Origin of the sequence: Pelagibius litoralis, from assembly GCF_011683915.1 — a bacterium.
Taxonomy (GTDB): domain Bacteria; phylum Pseudomonadota; class Alphaproteobacteria; order Kiloniellales; family Kiloniellaceae; genus Pelagibius; species Pelagibius litoralis.
In genome coordinates this window covers 62,584-78,992 of sequence record NZ_JAAQPH010000003.1, presented here as the reverse complement: position 1 = coordinate 78,992, position 16,409 = coordinate 62,584, and the positions used below count along the sequence as shown (strand labels likewise).

Sequence of the window (16,409 nt, the reverse complement as noted above, 5' to 3'; positions counted from 1 at the left end):
GGCTCAGCTTTCCCCCGCGTCAAGGCGGATGCGCGGGTCCAGGGCGGCATAGAGCAGGTCGATGATCAGATTGATGAGCGAATAAAAGACCGTGAACAGCAGCACGATCGACATCGTGACCGGATAGTCGCGGGCGAAGATCGACTCAATCGCCATGCGGCCGAGGCCGGGAATGTTGAAGATGGTCTCCACCACGAAGGTGCCGGAGAGCAGCCCGCCGAAGATGATGCCGATGGTCGTCAGCAAGGGCACCAGCGTGTTGCGCAGCGCATGGCGGTAGATCACCAGGCGCTCGCGCACCCCCTTGGCTCGCGCGGTGCGGATGTAGTCCTGCTGCAGCACCTCCAGCATGTAGGTACGGGTCAGCCGGGCGATATAGGCGGTCGGCGGGATGACCAGAATGGTCACCGGCAGGATTAGCTGGTCGGCGCCGCCCCAGCCCGCAACCGGTACCAGGCCCAGCTTGATGGAAAACAGATAGACGAGGAAAGCAGCCATCGCGAAGTTCGGCACCGAGATACCGGCGACCAGGATCAGGATGACCAGCGTATCGGCCCAGGTGTTCTGGCGGATCGCCACGAAGACGCCGAGGCTGACGCCAAGCGGCACGGCGATAGCGATGGATACCAAGGCGAGGACCGGACTGATGGTCAGGCCCCCGGCGATGACGTCGATCACCGGCGTGCCGGCGAAGCGGAACGAGAGACCGAAGGTTCCGTTGGCGATGTTCCCGAGGTAGTCGAGAAACTGGACCCAGAGGGCCCTGTCGAGCCCGTACTCGGCACGCAGACGCGCTTCGAGGACCGGATCGCCGGAGCGGTCGCTGAGCAGCGCCAGGATCGGGTCGCCGGGCACGAACTGCACGGCAATGAAGGTCAGGAGGACGGCGATGAACCACACCGCCACCAGGCCAAGTATGCGTCGCATGGCATAGCCGACCATGGTTTCCCCCGGACCTCCTTGTCGAGCAGCAGAACCCCTATCGTCTGGAAGTTACCGGTTTACGGCAACCTCATTAAAAGGCAGGAAGCGGAAGGGGATCAGATTCACCCCGGATACATACGGCTTCTTCAAGGCGACCTGCATGCGCACGGTCGTCGGGCAGGTACCCCAATCGTCCAGCAGGATCTGCTCGGCCTTGTTGTAGAGCGCGTAGCGGGACTTTTCATCCGCGGTCTTCTGCGACTCCTCGATCAGCTTGTCGAAATCGTCGTTCTGCCAGCGCGAGCGATTGTACTTGCTCGGGCCATACCAGACCTGGCTGAGGAAGTAGAGGGCGTCCGGATAGCCGGCCGACCAGCCCCAGGGGAAGAACGCCACTTCGCCGGCATTCATTTTCTTGATGTGGCTGCCGCGCTCGACGACCTCCACCTCGACCGGCATGCCCAGAACGTCCTTGAGCTGGCTGGCGAAGTAGGCGATGTCGTTCTTGTTGGGCTCGGTGCTGGTGACCTTGATGGGGGGCAGACCCTTGCCGCCCGGATAGCCGGCCTCGGCCAACAGTTTCTTCGCCGTATCCGGGTCGTAGGGAATCGGCTTCAGGTCGGGATTGTATCCCGCTACACCCGGGGTGACCTGGCCGTAGAGCGGGAAGGCGGCGCCGCCGTAAAGCCCCTTGGCCATGGCATCCCGGTCAAAGGCAATGCACACCGCCTGGCGGACACGGATGTCCTTGAAGGGTTCGTACTGGGTCTGGTTCATGCCCAGGTAGCGGATCTGCGCCGCCGGTGCGGTGATCCGCTGCCCCTCGAACTGATCGTCTTTCAGGATGCGGCGTATCGTGCCCTGATCGGCATAGACGAGATCGAGCTCGCCTGCTTCATACATCGAAACCGCTGTGTCGCCGCTCGGTACGACAAGAAAACGGACGCCTTCGGTTTTGGGGCTGCCGTCCCAGTAGTCCTTATGGGCGGCGAGCTGGACTTCCTGTCCGCGCTTCCAGGCGACGAATTTGAAAGGCCCGGTTCCGGCGGAGGCCTTGGTCGCCCAATCGGCGCCATGTTCCGCCACGATGCCGCTGTCCATGAAGAAGAACGGATAGATCGGGAACAGAACGTCCGGGCTGGTGAAGCGCACATCCAGCGTGTGTTCGTCTACGGCCTTCACCCCTTCAAGCGTCGTCGTCTTGCCCTCCTTGACGGCATCGGCACCGACGATGCCGTCAAGATACTCGGAGTTCAATCCGCCCTTGTTGCCCGGAATGAGCAGTTGCTCGAAAGTGTATTTGACGTCTTTCGCGGTGAAGTCTCGTCCACTGTGAAACTTGACACCTTTGCGCAGCTCGAAGCGGAAGCCGAGGTTGTCGTCATGGGCCTTCCAGCCGGTGGCCAGGGCCGGCACGACATTGCCGTCCTTGTCCAGGCCGACGAAACCCTCATAGATATTCATCAGGATGTCGCCCGAGATCAGCTCCGAATAAGTGATCGGATCGACCATGGACGGATCGGCGTTGATGTTGGTTCTGAGTTCGGCGGCGCTGCCCGGGCTCGATATCATCGTCGCCAAGGCCAGTGAGGCCGCACCGATAATCGTTGGGACCGTGTAAACCCTCATTGCTCAACTCCCCTGTTCACCTGGCGGCGCCGTTTTTTACGGAAGCCATCAGGTACGCCAGGGCAGTGAAATCATCACCGATCCCTGGCCGTGCGTGATTTTCGCACCGGAAACCGTCTTATCGACGGGCTTCTTGGCAGTTCACCGGTTAAATCTGTTGATCCGGTGTAAGAAATGATCTTATGGAAGACTATCTGGACAGTTTGCCGGGAGACAACCCGGCGAAACGCCGAAAGATGCGGGCTTGCCCGTTGATTTGGGGGGGAACCATTGATGAAACGTCGCCATGACCGAACCGACCGCGAGCTGCTGGCTCTGCTGAAAGCGAACGCACGCGAGCCGACGGCATCGCTGGCCCGCAAGCTCGATCTTTCCCGCTCCGCCATTCAGGAACGCATTTCGCGTCTGGAGCGCGAAGGGGTGATCGCCGGCTATACCATACGTTTGGGTGAGGAGATCGCCGGCAGCCGCCTGCAGGCCATCGTGCGCTTCACGATGGACCCGAAGTATACGCCGGAGGTGGTGAAGGAGCTGCGCCGCTATCCCGAGGCCGAGGCCTGCTATTCGGTCAGCGGCGCCTTCGATCTGGTTGTCGTTGTCGGCGCCGAGACCGCGGTGCGGCTGCATCAGGTCTTGCAGGAGTTCGGCGACATGCGCGGCGTCGAGCGCACCACCTCATCCATCGTCCTGGTGACCGAGTTCGATCACCGATAAGGCCGGTTTGACGCGATAGTTGCGTCACCGGTACGGCGTCCGGCCCTACTGGGCCGCCACGGTCGCGCCCGGTAGCCAGGACTTGCCGGGCACCGCGTCCAGCAGCGCCTTGGTGTAGTCGTCCTGCGGGTCGGCGAAGACGGCGGCGGTCGGACCTTCCTCGACCACCTTACCGTAGCGCATCACCGCAAGCCGGTCGCAGACCTGGGCCGCGACCCTCAGGTCGTGGGTGATGAACACCATGGAGAGGTTCATCCGCTCCCGGATCTCATCGAGCAGTTTCAGGATCTGGTCCTGGATCGAGACGTCGAGGGCCGAAACCGGTTCGTCCGCCACCAGCACTTCAGGTTCGAGTGCCAGCGCGCGGGCAACACCGATGCGCTGGCGCTGGCCGCCGGAAAATTCATGCGGGAAGCGGTCATAGGCGCGCTCGTCCAGGCCGACGATACCCAGAAGCTCACGCGCCTTTGCCTCTGCCTCGGCGGCATCCATGCCCTGGATCATCGGGCCCTGGGCGATAATCCTGCCGACGCGGGTGCGGGGGTTGAGGGAGGCATAGGGGTCCTGAAACACCATCTGGATCTTCGCCCGGTGGGGCCGCATGGCCGCGCGCGCCAGGGGCCGAAGGTCGACGCCGTCGAGCAGGATCTCGCCGCTGTCCGCGTCGTTCAGCCTGACGATGCAGCGCGCGACGGTGGACTTGCCGGAGCCGCTTTCGCCGACGATCCCCAGGGTTTCGCCGCGCCTGAGATCCAGGGTCACGTCCGCCGCCGCTTTTACGATGCGCGCGGGCGCCCCGAGGCCGAAGAAACCGCCGCCACCGCGGTAGGTCTTGGTGAGGCCTTTGACCTCCAGCACCCGTTCCTCCGAGCGCGGGCGGGCGGGGCGCGGCGTCAGGCTCGGGACCGCGGCCATCAGGGATTTTGTGTAGGCGTGTTGCGGTGCGTTCAGCACCTCGGCCGCCGGTCCCGTCTCCACCACCAGGCCGTTCTGCATCACGGCGACCCGGTCGGCGATATCGGCGACGACGCCGAAGTCATGGGTGATGAAGAGCACCCCGGTGTTGTGCGCCGCCTGCATTTCCTTGATCAGTTTCAGGATCTGGGCCTGGGTCGTGACGTCGAGCGCGGTTGTCGGCTCATCGGCGATCAGGATCTTGGGGTCGAGGGCGAGCGCCATGGCGATCATCGCGCGCTGGCGCTGGCCGCCGGAGAGCTCATGCGGGTAGGCGCGGACAATCTGCGCCGGGTTCGGCAAGTGAACGTCGGCGAGCAGGGCGAGTGCGCGGTCGCGGCGCTCGCGCCCCGGCATTTTGGCGTGGAAGCGGAAGACTTCGTCGATCTGGCGGCCGATGGTCATCACCGGGTTCAGGGCGGTCATCGGCTCCTGAAAGATCATCGAAATCTCTGAACCGCGGATCTGGCGCAGCCGCGCGTCGGATACGGCGGTCAGGTCCTCACCCAGAAAGTCGATGGCGCCCTTTGCGACCCTGACGTGGGGTTTGGGGAGCAGACCCATGAGCGCGCGCGCGGTCAGCGACTTGCCCGATCCGCTCTCGCCCACCACGCAGAGGATCTCGTTCGGGGCGAGTTGGAGGTCCGCCGCCTCCACCGCATAGGGGCGCTGCGATCCCTCGGGCAGCGCGATATGAAGGTCGCGGATGTCGAGCAGCGCGTTCATGTGCGCTCCCTCAGGCGCGGGTTCAGCGCGTCGTTCAGGCCCTCGCCGACCAGGTTGATCGCCAGCACGGTGATGAGGATCGCGATGCCGGGAAAGGTACAGACCCACCAGGCGGAGCGCAGCAGCGTGCGCCCGGCGCCGATCTGAAATCCCCAACTCATGATGTTCGGATCGCCGAGACCGAGAAAGGCAAGGCCGCTTTCGATCAGGATGGCGGTAGCGACCATGAGCGAGCCGATCACGATGATCGGGCTCAGACAGTTCGGCAGGATCTCGCCCAGCATGATCCTGAAGTCGCCCATGCCCAGGGTGTGGCAGGCCTGGACGAACTCGCGGTTCTTGAGTGAGAGAAACTCGCCGCGCACCAGCCGCGCGACGGCGGGCCAGGAGACGACGGCGATAGCGATCACGATGCTTTCGATCGAAGGTTTCATGATCGCGACCAGAAGGATGGCGAAGACGAAAGACGGGATGGTCTGGAACATCTCCGTCGTGCGCATCAGCAGGTCGTCGACCCAGCCGCCGTAGTAGCCCGCCAGCGCGCCCATGAGAACGCCGGTGACGACGGCGACGAAGGTGGCCAGGAGACCGATCAGCAGCGATGTCTTGGCCCCATGGGCGATTCCCGCCGCGATGTCGCGCCCCAGGCTGTCGGAACCCAGCAGGAAGCCTGCCGCGCCCGGCGGCGACATGGACTTGCCGGCCAGACGGAAGGGATCGTCGGGAAAGAAAAGGTGTGCTGTCGCGGCGACGGCGAACACCAGCAGCAGGATGGCAAGGCCGAGAACGGCGGAGAGATTGCGGCGATAGAGTTTCCAGAACGCCAACATCTCAGGAAACCTCGATCCGTGGATCGAGGGTCGAGTAGATGATATCGACCACCAGGTTGACCGCCACCACCAGCAGCGCCGAGAGCAGGAAGATGCCGAGCAGCAGGTTGAGGTCGCGGGCGAAGAGCGCTTCGAAGGCCAGCATGCCGAGGCCGGGCCAGGCAAAGACACTCTCGACAATGACCGAGCCGCCGATCAGGGCGCCGACCTGTACGCCGGCCATGGTCACAACCGGCAGAAGGGCGTTGCGCAGGACGTGGACGAACATGATCCGCCGCTCCGTCAGGCCCTTGGCCCGGGCGGTGGTGACGTAATCCTGTCCCGCCTGTTCCAGCATCGAGGCGCGCATCAGCCGGGTGTAGAGCGCGAGGTAAAACAGCGACAGCGTGATCGTCGGCAGCACCAGGTGGTGCGCGATATCGACGACCCGGTCCCAGCCCTCGTGGAAGGCGGCGATGTTCTCCATGCCGGAGGTCGGGAACCAGCCGAGGGTGAGCGAGAAAACCACGATCAGCATCAGCCCGACCCAGAACAGCGGCGTCGCATAGGTGATCAGTGCAAAGATCGAGATCGCCGTATCGCGCCAGGTGTTGAGGCCCGTTGCGGCCAGGAGGCCGAGCAGCACGCCGAAACCGACGGCGAGCAGAATGGTGGAGACCATCAAGAGGACGGTGGCGAAAAAACGGTCCAGCACCAGATCCAGCACCGGCATCTCATGGCGGAAGGAATAACCCAGATCGAAGCTGGCGATATTTTTCAGGTAGAGCACGAGCTGCACGGGGAGCGGTTGGTCGAGGCCGAATTTGGCCCTGAGTTCGGCCATGTACTCGGGCGTGGCCGAGCCTGCTTCGCCGGCCAGCACATCGACGGCATCGCCTTCGGCGAGCTGGAGGAGGAAGAAGTTCATGACAATGATCGCGAGGACGATCGGGACCGCCTGCAAAAGCCGCTTGAGGACGTAGCGTATGCGTCTGGTGAAGTGGTCCATGGGGCTCCACGCCACTAGAGAGCGGTCGCTCTCTAATTTACAGAGAGAGAGCCTGATTCGCGCGCCGTTTCCGGCTCAAAACAAAACGATCAGGCCCGGGGAGGCGCCGGCGGCGGACCGCCGGCGCCATCGTCGAAGGCTACTGTTCGAGCCAGGCGCGGTCGAAGGGGCCGTAAGCGCCCAGCGCCGAGGTCGCGTGATCCTTCAGTTTGTCGCTATAGACCGTCAGGAACTGCATCTCGAAGAGGTTCACGACCGGCATATCCTCGGCGAGGATCTTCTGGATATCGCCGTAGATCTCGCCGCGCTTGCCTGCGTCGGCCTCCATCGCGCCGGCGGCCAGCAGACTGTCGAGCTTGGGGTTGGAATAGCGCGAGGAGTTGACGAAATGCGTGCCCTGGCGGATCTGGTCGGTGCCGTAGTGGCGGTGAACGCCCAGCACCGGGTCCGGCAGCTGGTAAAAATAGTTCACGTTCATCGCGAAGTCGTAGTCGGCATAGACCCGCTTCAGCCAGGTCGGCACGTCCTCGTAGCGCAGCTCGAGTTCGATCCCGACGTCACCGAGAGCCTGCTTCATGTATTCCCCGGCCCGGCGCCAGTCTTCGCCATAGGGGATCAGGTCGAGCACCGCCTTGGCCCTGATACCGTCGGCATCGGGTTTGAGGCCGGCTTCGTCCAGCAACGCCTTGGCCGCGGCGACATCGGCATTGGCGGGATAGTTCGGCAGGCCTTTCGCATAGAGCCCGGTCGCGGAGAAGTTGGTCGACAGTGCGCTGGTCGCGGGCTTGCCGTAGCCGAACCAGATGTTCTCGATCAGAAACTTCCGGTCCAACGCCAGCGAAACCGCCTTGCGGATTGCCGGGTTGTCGAAAGGCGCCTTGGTCGTGTCGAACTCGATCAGCGACATCGGGTTGATCATCGAATAGCCGTCCGTGGTGACGGAAATGCCATCCATATCCCTGAGCCGCACGGCATCGATATTGGGAATCGCACCGTAAGCCCCGTACATCACCTCGCCATTCTCCATGGCCGCGGTGCGGGTGGAGGCGTCGGGGATGAAGCGCCCGACGAGGCGGTCGAGATAGGGCAGGCCCGGCTTCCAGTAGTTCTCGTTTTTGTCGAGACGGACATACTGGCCCTTCTTCCACTCGACGAACTTGTAAGCGCCGGTGCCGACCGGCTTGTTGGCGAGGTCGGCGCTGCGCGGATCCTGCCCTTCCAGCAGGTGCTTCGGCACCATGGGGCTCTCATAGCCTGAGAGGGCGCGGAGCATATAGGGCGCGGGATTCTCAAGATTGAAGATCGCGGTATGGGCATCCGGCGTGTCGATCGACACCACTTCGCGGAAGGAGTTGGGGCCGCGCGGATGCACCTTCTTCAGGATCTCCATCACGCTGAACTGCACGTCGGCAGAGGTGAAGGGCGCGCCGTCATGCCAGGTGACGCCCTGGCGAAGGTTGAAGGTGATGGTCTTGCCGTCAGCGCTTATCGCGTAGCTTTCAGCGAGGGCGGGCACGATGTTCAGATCATTGTCATACTCGAAAAGTCCGTCGTAGATCTTCGGCGCCACAAGGCCGATGGGGCCGGATGTAGACAAATAGGATGCGAGCGACGGCGGCTCGGGCTGAACGATGTACACAAACGTGCCACCGGATTGCTGGGCAGCGGCAGAAAAACCGCCAACCAGAACACCGGCCACCACGACGGCCTGGCCGATCCACTTTGAAATTCGCATCATTATCTCCCTGTTTTCTGCCCGATACCCTGCGGGAACTCCTCCAGTCCCATTCCTTTATTGTTGCAAAGCGTGCCCCAGAACTCTTCTGCTCACAAGTAACTTGTTCTGCGGCGGATGACAGGCGCCCGCCGCGATGGCCGACGCCCTTGCCGCACCCCTCTTGCCGCTTTCCCTGAGAGCCGGAAAACTGGAGAAAGCCCGGGCGCCGGGTCGATCTGGGGATGAGCGGTCCTGGGCGCGCCTGGAAGATGATCCGATCTAGTGAACGTCCGAACTGAGGATCTGGTCGAGGAACAGCTGCGCGCGCCGGGTTTGCGGTGACGAGAAGAAAATCTCAGGGGGCGCCTCTTCGACGATCCTGCCTTCATCCATGAAGATGATCCGGTCCGCGACCTTGCGCGCGAAGCCCATTTCGTGGGTTACGCAGATCATCGTCATGCCGTCCTCGGCGAGCGAGACCATGACATCGAGGACTTCCTTGATCATCTCCGGGTCGAGCGCGGATGTCGGCTCGTCGAAAAGCATGGTGCCGGGTTTCATACAGAGCGCCCGGGCGATTGCCGCCCGCTGCTGCTGACCGCCGGAAAGCTGGCTTGGAAACTTGCCGGCCTGGTCGATGATTTTCACCCGCGCGAGGTAGTGCCGGGCGATCTCGACCGCTTCTTCCTTGCTGCGCTTTTGGGCGCGCACCTGTGCCAGAGTGCAGTTCTGCAGCACGCTGAGGTGGGGGAACAGGTTGAAACTCTGAAAGACCATGCCGATGCTGCGGCGAATCTCCAGGTTGTTCTTCCCGGGCGCCAGCGCCCGGCCGTTCACGCGGATCTGTCCTTGTTGGCAGGTTTCCAGACCGTTCAGGCAGCGGATCAAGGTCGACTTTCCGGACCCGGAGGGCCCGCAGATAACGATCCTCTCGCCACGGCGCACCTGAAGGTCGACATCCCTGAGCGCCTGGAACTTTTTGAACCACTTGCACAGGCCGCTGGCTTCGACCGCCAGGTTTTGGTCCGCTGGCGGCAATCCTTCGGTCAAGCGCTGATCCTCCAAGTCCAGTGTTTTGCCGGATGCCCGATTGAATTCACCGGTTGTGTGCGGCGTTCAGGCGCGTCTCCAGCAGCCTGACGAGCTGGGCTATCGAAATCGCGAGGAAGAGAAAGATGATCCCCACGACAACCAGCGGTTCGGCATATCTGAAGGTATCGGAAGCGATATCGAAACCGCTGCCCAGCATTTCCGGCACCGCAATAACGGCGAGGTAGGGTGTCGCCTTCAGGACGGAGACGAAGTAGTTGCCCATCGGTGCCGCGATGTTCCGCAACATCTGCGGCGCGATCACGAAGATGATGGTGTCGAAGCCGCTGAGGCCAAGTGCCTTGGCGGCATCCCACTGACCCCTGTGGATGGCGTCTATCCCCGCCTTGAACACCTCAGCGAGGTAGCCGCTGTAGTAGATGCTCAAGCCCAGTACGCCGACGACCATGGCCGGCAGCGTGATCCCGTAAAACGGCAGTACGAAGAACAGGAAATACAGCTGGGCCAGGACCGGCGTCGAGCGGATGAAGTCGATGACAAAGCGCATTGCATAGCCGGCCAGGCGCCCGGACCGGCGGGTCACCTCCAGCGTGAAACCGATTGCTGCGGCGCCGATGCTGCTGAGGACCGCGACAAGCAGGGTGGTGTGAAGCGCTTGCAGGATCGTGGGTACGATCTCTATGGCAAAGGCGTGATTAAAGTCCATGTGCCTGCCCTTCCCCGACGCCGACGCGGCGCTCAAGCCATCTTCCGATCACGGTCACCGGATAGCAGACGATGAAGTATGCCAGCAGCAGGCCGGAATAGATGCCGACCGGGTTGTATTCGATCTGGGCGATCTCTTTTGCCCGGAACGTCATGTCCCCGAGGGTGACAAGCGAGACGAGAGCGGTTCCCTTGACGAGCTGTATGACCAGGTTCATGAGGGTCGGCATCATCATGGCGATGGCCTGGGGAAGTTCAATCAGCAGGAGAATGCGGCTGCGCCGCAGCCCGAGCGCCAGGCCGGCTTCCACTTGGCCGGGATCGAGCGCCTGCAGCGCGGCCCTTACGGCCTGGCTGCCGTATCCGCCGATGTTCAGGCCGAGGACCAATGCGCTGACGGTCATGGCCGACATCACGACGCCGAAGATCGGTAGCGCGTAGTAAAAGACGAACAGCAGGATGATGACCGGGGAACTACGCCAGAACTCGATGACGGCGGTCACCAGAAAACGGAGGATGCCCCGCGTAAAGTGCTGCAGGATGCCGAAAACAAGGGCGAAGGGAACCGCAAACAGAAGGCCGTAGAAGACGACGGCGGCTGTTATACGGAACCCTTCGAAAATTCCGACCAGTATTTCAGGAAAGCTCATGAGACAGGGGTCTGCGGGCGCGAGGCGCTATCACAGTTCGCCGCTGCAGAGCTGGCTGAAACTGATATCGGGCGCTTTTTCCATCTTTGAAAACCCGTTCTTTTCCATGATCAGATCAAACGTGCCGTCGGCCCGCAACTCGGCAAGGCGCTCGTTGTACAAGTCCCTCAGGTCCTCGTCGTTCTGGCGAAAGGCCACCGCCGAATGGCCGACCTTCTCCTTTCCGTTTCCGAGAATGAGGCCGGTGAAAGGCGAGGCCCGTTCGATACCGTCGATATTCGGGTCGCTGACGACCTTGGAGGCTGTGGCGGCGGAGAAGGCAATGGCATCGACGCGGCCCGATGTCAGCGCCGCGATGGTCGACTCTGTATTCTGGAACAACAACATCTGGCTTTCCGGTATGCCTGCCGCTGCGGCATTCTTGCCTTGCACGCTGCCGCGGGTTGCGCCGAACTTCAGGTCTTCATTCGCTGCGATATCGCTGTAGCTCTTGATGCCCTTCGGGTTTCCCGCGGCCACCAGGGCCGCGTCGGCAAGCCGCAGGTCCGGATTGCTGAAGGCCACGAGTTCGCAGCGCTTCGGCGTGATGTACAAGCCCGATGCGATGGCATCGAAGCGGCTGGCAACCAACCCCGGGATCAGGGCGCCGAAATCCGCGATAACGAGTTCGACCTTCGTCACCCCCAGCGGTTCGAAGATGGCGCGGACCAGATCGGGATGAAAGCCGGCCGGATTGCCATTCTGGTCACGATAGCCCCAGGGGGCCTTGTTGTGCACGCCGATCACGATCGTTTTTTCACTCAGGACCCGCTCGCGCGTTGTTTCGGCGGATGCCGGCGATGCCAGGCTGAAAGCGACCGCCAAGCCGCAGGCGAGCTTGAGGGTATTCTTTCCGAGAGCTTTGTTTTTCAAAGCCATTTCTGCCTCCTGTATTTCGGGCATCGATAACACCAGTGCCCTTGACAACCAGACGGTATGCTAGGTATACCTAGTATGTCAATAAGATGATTGATCGTGAAGCCGCAGGATGAAGAACGGACAGCCTGCGCTGCGGTAGGCCGTGGATCGGCAAGAGCAGCCGAGCGGGTTGCGGCGGTCGAGAGTGTAAGCTGGGACCTCAGGCTCAGGAACGGGGAAGAGAAAACGAACATGCGCGCCAGAAAATCAGGCAATGCGTTACATGAGGCCGTGCGGGAGGAGATCGCCCGCCGGGTGCAGTCCGGCGAGTTCGATCCGGAGGTGCCGCTTCCCTCGGCTGCGTCTCTGGCCGAAGAGTTCAATGTCAGCCTGATCACGACCAAACGCGCGCTGCGGGACCTTCAGTCGGCCGGCATTCTAAGATCGGTTCCCGGCTTGGGCACATTCGTTCGTGAGCAGCGCCGCTTTATCCGCAACCTCGATCTCTCGCTGACCTCGATGGACGATGCCCGGCGCCTGGGGTTCACACCATCGATCCAGCTTATCTCCATCACCCGGGAGAAGATGAAGGATCTGTCCTTCGATGTGCTTTCGATTCCCTCGGAGCCTATGCTTTGCGTGCGCAAACTGGTTCTCGCCGATGACATACCGATCATGTTCGATACCGCTTTCATCACCAAGCCGCTCAGCGATTCCGTCGTCGATGAGTTCGGAACGAAATTCATTTACCAGGCCCTGGCCGACAACGATTCGCCAGTTACGGCGACCCGGCTGATGATCGATGCCGCGCCCGCATCGCCGGAGGTGCAGCAGCACTTCGCTGTTCCGAACGGATATCCGGCGCTTCGCCGCGCCTATGAATTCAAGACCAGCGATCCGTCCCTGAAAGTCTTCGGCTGTGCGGAATCTCCCTTCGACCGTTTGGCCTGCACCTTTGATCTGCCCCCGGCCGATTGAAGTGTCGGAGGCGATCCTCTCCTGCGCCCGGCCTTCGCCGGTGCCGCCCGGCGAGCTTGCGGCCCGTCTGGCTGCGATCCGCGGTGAAATGCGCCGTGAGGGCATAGCCTTTGTTGCTCTGACAGACAGGGAGAACATTCTCTACGTCACCGACTATCAAACGCTGACCTGGGCCTATAACGCGCGGCCGCTTTTCGTCGTCATCGGCCAGGACGACCTCCTTCTCGTCGCGAGCAGAACCGATTCCCGAAACATCGAGAGTTGCGAGCGCGGTTTTGTGCCGGCCTATTACGACGGCTACCTCTCAGAGGCCGTCGATACCGTGTTGCGGGAGATATCGGCCAGAGACCGAACCGGCCGGGCGGCAACGGCCATCGACTACGGCCAGGACATGTTCGGGCGCGGTTCCCTCGAACTCATTGACGGCCTGAGGTCACGGGCGGATGGCGCGTCCCTCGGCAGCGCCTCGGACCTGATCTGGCGGGTCCGGGTGGTGAAGTCGGAATACGAGGCCGGGCTGAAGCGCACGGCCTTTCAGATCGTCAACAGCGCATTCGACGCCGTCATCGGAGAGGCGCATCTCGGCATGACCGAATTTGCGCTGTACCAGCGCATGCAGGCCCGGATCTTCATGGCGGGTGCCGAGCGGGCCGACCCCATCGCGATGGCTTTCGGCCGGGGCGATTTCATCTACAACCGACCGCCGGGCCCAAAAGCCCTGGCGGCCGGCGACTACATCTGGACGGATTTCCGCTCGACCTATGGCGGCTATCCAGCGGACCGGAACCGGATCGCACGGGCTGGCGTGCCGGAACCATGGGAATGTGAGCTCTACGGCAAAACCCGGGAAATCACGGTGGCGGTCGCAAGCGGCATCCGCGCCGGCATGACTTGTGGGGAGGTCTTTGCATCCTACGAACGGCTATGGGCGGGCGCCGGCCTTGGGGCGCCTTATGGCTTGCTGTCGCGTATCGGTCACGGCGGCGGCTTGGGGGTGACCGAGCCGCCCTCGATCTCGCGCGGCAATCCGGAGGTGATCAAGGCGGGAATGATCCTTCACATCGAACCCAAGCTTGAGCGCGGCGGCGGGGTCTTTCAGTTCGAAGAAATCGTTTACGTAACGGACAGCGGCATCGAGTTTCTCAGCGAACTGGCGCCGGCGCAGATTCCGGTCGTCGATGCGCATCCTGTGTGAGGCAGACTGAGCGGATGGGGAACACTCTCGAAGAACTCGCTGACTTTGCCTCTGGAGGTGGCCGGGGCGCGCTTCCGCAATCCGCCCTTTCCGCGGCCGAGCTGGCCGTTCTGGATACCATTGCCGCGGCGCTTGGCGGCGTTGGAACCAGGAACGCCGCGGTCTCCCGCGATGCGGCGCAAGAGGTTTTTGGAGAGGGTGATTCCCCTGTCTGGTTTGCGCCGGTAAGGCTGCGCAAGCCCGGTGCCGTCTTTGCGAACTGCGCAGCGGCCAGCGCCCTGGATGTTGATGACGGTCATCGCGGCGCTTCCGGGCATCCGGGGGCAGCCATCGTTCCGGCGGTTCTGGCCGAGGCGCGGCAGAGCGGGGCAGGTGGGCTGGAAATTCTGACGGCGGTCGCCGTCGGCTACGATGTGGCACTTCGGATTGCCTCCGCCAGACGGCAGGCTGCGGCCATAAGCTACGCCAGTGGCCGCTGGACCGGTTATGGCGTAGCGGCGGCGATAGGATCGCTGCGCCGGCTGCCGGCCGATTTGGTTGCGCAGGCCATGGCGATTGCCGGTGCCGAAGCGCCGCAGAACCTGCCGCAGGGGGATTCCCGGACGGTCAGTTCGGTAAAGGGCAGCAACCCCTGGTCGACCGTAACGGCCATCGCCGCGGTGGCGCGCGCCGAACGCGGCGCGACGGGGCCGGTCGACATGCTCGACCGGGCACAGGTTTACGATGTTCCGGCGATTACCGATGAATTGGCTACGCGCTGGTTCATCAAGGAAACCTACCTGAAGCCCTATGCGTGCTGCCGTTACACCCACCCTGCCCTGGATGCGGTTTTCGCCCTCACCCAGGGGCGGGCGCTTGCCGGTTCGTCGATCGAGCGTCTTGTTGTGGAGATCTTCCCCGAGGCGCGGAAAATTGCCAACGAGACCGCGCCGCAAACACTCGAAGGCGCTCAATTCAGCCTGCCGTTCACGATCGCTCTGGCGGCGCTGCGCGGACCTTCCGTCTTGCGGCCCCTGGCTGAGCCAAGTCTGCGGGACCAGGAGGTGTTGGCCCTCTCGCGGCGTATCGAAGTCATCTATGCCGACGACTTTGCCGGGGCTTTCCCGAAGCAGACTCCGGCGCGGGTCAGCCTGTTCTCCGCCGGCGAAAAGCAAAGCAAGACCGTGATGCATCCCTGGGGGGACCCGGCGAACCCGATGGACAGGCCTTCGGTCGCCCGGAAGCTGCGCGATCTTGGCAAGGGTGTCCTCGATGACGAGGCTGTGGATCGTCTGATTACAGTTGTCTCCGCGCTGAAGGGCGGTGATGCACGCAGCCTGCTTTGCGTGCTTTCGCAACCCACGGGCCTGCCTGTCGATGCCGGACCGGAACCCTCCGTCCTCACATGATTTTCTTTCGAAAAGACTAGCGGTTCACATCGATGCTAAGCGAAACCAGAGTCTGGTCGAAGATCGATCTTTCGAAGGACGGCAAACAGGCCGACTGTCTGCGCCTGCCGTATTCCTCCAATCTCTCCGCCTATGGATGGCTGCCGGTCCCGATTGTCTGCATCAAGAACGGCGAAGGCCCGACGGCCCTGCTGGTTGCCGGCAATCATGGAGACGAATACGAGGGTCAGGTCGCGCTTCTAAATCTTGCCCGCAGGCTTGGGCCGGGGGATGTCCGGGGCCGGATCATCGTTCTTCCAGCACTCAATGCGCCGGCGGCTGCCGCAGGAACGCGCAACTCGCCGGTCGACGGCGGCAACCTTAACCGATCATTCCCCGGCGATCCCTACGGGCAGCCGACGGCGATGCTGGCACACTACGTTGACGAAGTGCTGTTCCCGACCGTCGACATTGCAGTGGATCTCCACTCCGGCGGCCGCTCTCTGGAATTTCTCCCCTGCGCCCTCATGCGGCCCGGCCGAACCCCGGCCGAGAATCGCGTGCTGAAAGATGCTTTGAGAGCCTTCGCTGCGCCGATCAGCTACATCACCAGCGGCAAGGGCGGCGGCGGCCCGACGACGCTGGCCGCTGCTGCCGAGCGTTATGACGTGCCGACCATCATGACAGAGCTTGGCGGCGGTGAAACGATCTCCCGGGACGGCCTGCGGCTGGCGGAGGAGGGACTTCAGAGACTGTTGGTCCAACAGGGAATCCTGATAGCCGGGGATCTGCCGCCGGGGCCGGAAACCCGGTTCATGGAGGTGGCGGGGCCGCACTACTTCGTCTATGCCCCCGAAGACGGCCTGTTCGAGCCGCTGGTTGCCCTGGGGGATACGGTCGTACCCGGGCAGACTGCCGGGCGGCTGCACTTCCCGAACGCACCCTTGAAAGAGCCGGTGACGGTGCCGTTCGACGCCGCCGGCCTGGTCGCCTGTCGCCGCGTTCCATCGATAGCCCAGCACGGCGACTGCCTGTTCCACCTTTTGTCGGACGCTGTAGACTAGAAAGGACCGGCGGCCTGCAAG

Annotated in this window: 15 protein-coding genes; 5 read left to right on the top strand and 10 right to left on the bottom strand. The window is 62.8% G+C overall.

Going from position 1 to position 16,409, the window contains the following annotated elements; genetic code table 11:
• Window positions 1–3: 3 nt before the first annotated feature.
• Together HBA54_RS04660 and HBA54_RS04655 are read right to left on the bottom strand one after the other, a co-directional pair.
• Window positions 4–942, bottom strand: coding sequence for an ABC transporter permease (locus HBA54_RS04660; protein WP_167221890.1), 939 nt, complete (start codon window positions 940–942; stop codon window positions 4–6).
• A gap of 51 nt (window positions 943–993) precedes the next feature.
• The gene (locus HBA54_RS04655; RefSeq protein WP_167221888.1) at window positions 994–2,553 is read right to left on the bottom strand and encodes an ABC transporter substrate-binding protein; all 1,560 of its coding nucleotides are present in this window, start codon (window positions 2,551–2,553) and stop codon (window positions 994–996) included.
• Between the two features lie 273 nt (window positions 2,554–2,826).
• Between HBA54_RS04655 and HBA54_RS04650 the strand changes: the two genes are divergently transcribed.
• Window positions 2,827–3,267 carry an Lrp/AsnC family transcriptional regulator gene (locus HBA54_RS04650; RefSeq protein WP_167221886.1) on the top strand — a complete coding sequence of 147 codons (441 nt, stop codon included), beginning with the start codon at window positions 2,827–2,829 and terminating at the stop codon, window positions 3,265–3,267.
• Between the two features lie 45 nt (window positions 3,268–3,312).
• Here HBA54_RS04650 and HBA54_RS04645 read toward each other — a convergent pair whose 3' ends face one another.
• The 8 genes from HBA54_RS04645 to ehuB form a co-directional block, all read right to left on the bottom strand.
• On the bottom strand, window positions 3,313–4,947 hold the full coding sequence (locus tag HBA54_RS04645) for an ABC transporter ATP-binding protein (protein WP_167221884.1): 1,635 nt from the start codon (window positions 4,945–4,947) through the stop codon (window positions 3,313–3,315).
• A complete protein-coding gene (locus tag HBA54_RS04640) occupies window positions 4,944–5,777 on the bottom strand; it encodes an ABC transporter permease (RefSeq protein ID WP_205944418.1) in 834 nt (277 codons plus the stop codon). Before HBA54_RS04640 ends, HBA54_RS04645 begins: the two co-directional genes overlap by 4 nt.
• A 1-nt stretch (window position 5,778) precedes the next feature.
• Window positions 5,779–6,765 (bottom strand): ABC transporter permease, encoded by a 987-nt coding sequence (locus HBA54_RS04635; protein ID WP_167221882.1) that lies wholly within the window; start codon window positions 6,763–6,765, stop codon window positions 5,779–5,781.
• A 139-nt stretch (window positions 6,766–6,904) separates the two neighbouring features.
• Window positions 6,905–8,503 (bottom strand): ABC transporter substrate-binding protein, encoded by a 1,599-nt coding sequence (locus HBA54_RS04630; RefSeq protein WP_167221880.1) that lies wholly within the window; start codon window positions 8,501–8,503, stop codon window positions 6,905–6,907.
• Window positions 8,504–8,761: 258 nt separating this feature from the next.
• Window positions 8,762–9,532, bottom strand: coding sequence for an amino acid ABC transporter ATP-binding protein (locus HBA54_RS04625; RefSeq protein ID WP_167221878.1), 771 nt, complete (start codon window positions 9,530–9,532; stop codon window positions 8,762–8,764).
• Between the two features lie 46 nt (window positions 9,533–9,578).
• Window positions 9,579–10,238, bottom strand: a complete 660-nt coding sequence (gene ehuD, locus HBA54_RS04620; RefSeq protein WP_167221876.1) for an ectoine/hydroxyectoine ABC transporter permease subunit EhuD — start codon at window positions 10,236–10,238, stop codon at window positions 9,579–9,581.
• Window positions 10,228–10,887, bottom strand: coding sequence for an amino acid ABC transporter permease (locus tag HBA54_RS04615; RefSeq protein WP_167221874.1), 660 nt, complete (start codon window positions 10,885–10,887; stop codon window positions 10,228–10,230). Before HBA54_RS04615 ends, ehuD begins: the two co-directional genes overlap by 11 nt.
• A gap of 30 nt (window positions 10,888–10,917) precedes the next feature.
• Entirely contained in the window at window positions 10,918–11,805 is an 888-nt protein-coding gene (ehuB, locus tag HBA54_RS04610; protein ID WP_167221871.1) for an ectoine/hydroxyectoine ABC transporter substrate-binding protein EhuB, read from the bottom strand.
• Window positions 11,806–12,036: 231 nt separating this feature from the next.
• Between ehuB and HBA54_RS04605 the strand changes: the two genes are divergently transcribed.
• From HBA54_RS04605 to HBA54_RS04590, 4 genes are read left to right on the top strand one after another with little or no spacing between them, the layout of a single operon-like run.
• Window positions 12,037–12,762, top strand: coding sequence for a GntR family transcriptional regulator (locus HBA54_RS04605; RefSeq protein WP_167221869.1), 726 nt, complete (start codon window positions 12,037–12,039; stop codon window positions 12,760–12,762).
• A 1-nt stretch (window position 12,763) separates the two neighbouring features.
• Window positions 12,764–13,957, top strand: coding sequence for a M24 family metallopeptidase (locus tag HBA54_RS04600; RefSeq protein ID WP_205944417.1), 1,194 nt, complete (start codon window positions 12,764–12,766; stop codon window positions 13,955–13,957).
• Window positions 13,958–13,971: 14 nt separating this feature from the next.
• Entirely contained in the window at window positions 13,972–15,345 is a 1,374-nt protein-coding gene (locus HBA54_RS04595) for an MmgE/PrpD family protein (RefSeq protein WP_167221867.1), read from the top strand.
• 32 nt (window positions 15,346–15,377) lie between these two features.
• Complete coding sequence (locus tag HBA54_RS04590) at window positions 15,378–16,388, top strand: succinylglutamate desuccinylase/aspartoacylase family protein (protein WP_167221865.1); 1,011 nt, start codon at window positions 15,378–15,380, stop codon at window positions 16,386–16,388.
• Window positions 16,389–16,409 lie beyond the last annotated feature (21 nt).

Excerpts from the sequence above, each read along its gene's own strand:
- HBA54_RS04660 (WP_167221890.1), bottom strand. The coding sequence starts at position 942 with ATGGTCGGCTATGCCATGCGACGCATACTTGGCCTGGTGGCGGTGTGG.
- HBA54_RS04655 (WP_167221888.1), bottom strand. The coding sequence starts at position 2,553 with ATGAGGGTTTACACGGTCCCAACGATTATCGGTGCGGCCTCACTGGCC.
- HBA54_RS04650 (WP_167221886.1), top strand. The coding sequence starts at position 2,827 with ATGAAACGTCGCCATGACCGAACCGACCGCGAGCTGCTGGCTCTGCTG.
- HBA54_RS04645 (WP_167221884.1), bottom strand. The coding sequence starts at position 4,947 with ATGAACGCGCTGCTCGACATCCGCGACCTTCATATCGCGCTGCCCGAG.
- HBA54_RS04640 (WP_205944418.1), bottom strand. The coding sequence starts at position 5,777 with ATGTTGGCGTTCTGGAAACTCTATCGCCGCAATCTCTCCGCCGTTCTC.
- HBA54_RS04635 (WP_167221882.1), bottom strand. The coding sequence starts at position 6,765 with ATGGACCACTTCACCAGACGCATACGCTACGTCCTCAAGCGGCTTTTG.
- HBA54_RS04630 (WP_167221880.1), bottom strand. The coding sequence starts at position 8,503 with ATGATGCGAATTTCAAAGTGGATCGGCCAGGCCGTCGTGGTGGCCGGT.
- ehuD (WP_167221876.1), bottom strand. The coding sequence starts at position 10,238 with ATGGACTTTAATCACGCCTTTGCCATAGAGATCGTACCCACGATCCTG.
- HBA54_RS04615 (WP_167221874.1), bottom strand. The coding sequence starts at position 10,887 with ATGAGCTTTCCTGAAATACTGGTCGGAATTTTCGAAGGGTTCCGTATA.
- ehuB (WP_167221871.1), bottom strand. The coding sequence starts at position 11,805 with ATGGCTTTGAAAAACAAAGCTCTCGGAAAGAATACCCTCAAGCTCGCC.
- HBA54_RS04605 (WP_167221869.1), top strand. The coding sequence starts at position 12,037 with ATGCGCGCCAGAAAATCAGGCAATGCGTTACATGAGGCCGTGCGGGAG.
- HBA54_RS04595 (WP_167221867.1), top strand. The coding sequence starts at position 13,972 with ATGGGGAACACTCTCGAAGAACTCGCTGACTTTGCCTCTGGAGGTGGC.
- HBA54_RS04590 (WP_167221865.1), top strand. The coding sequence starts at position 15,378 with ATGCTAAGCGAAACCAGAGTCTGGTCGAAGATCGATCTTTCGAAGGAC.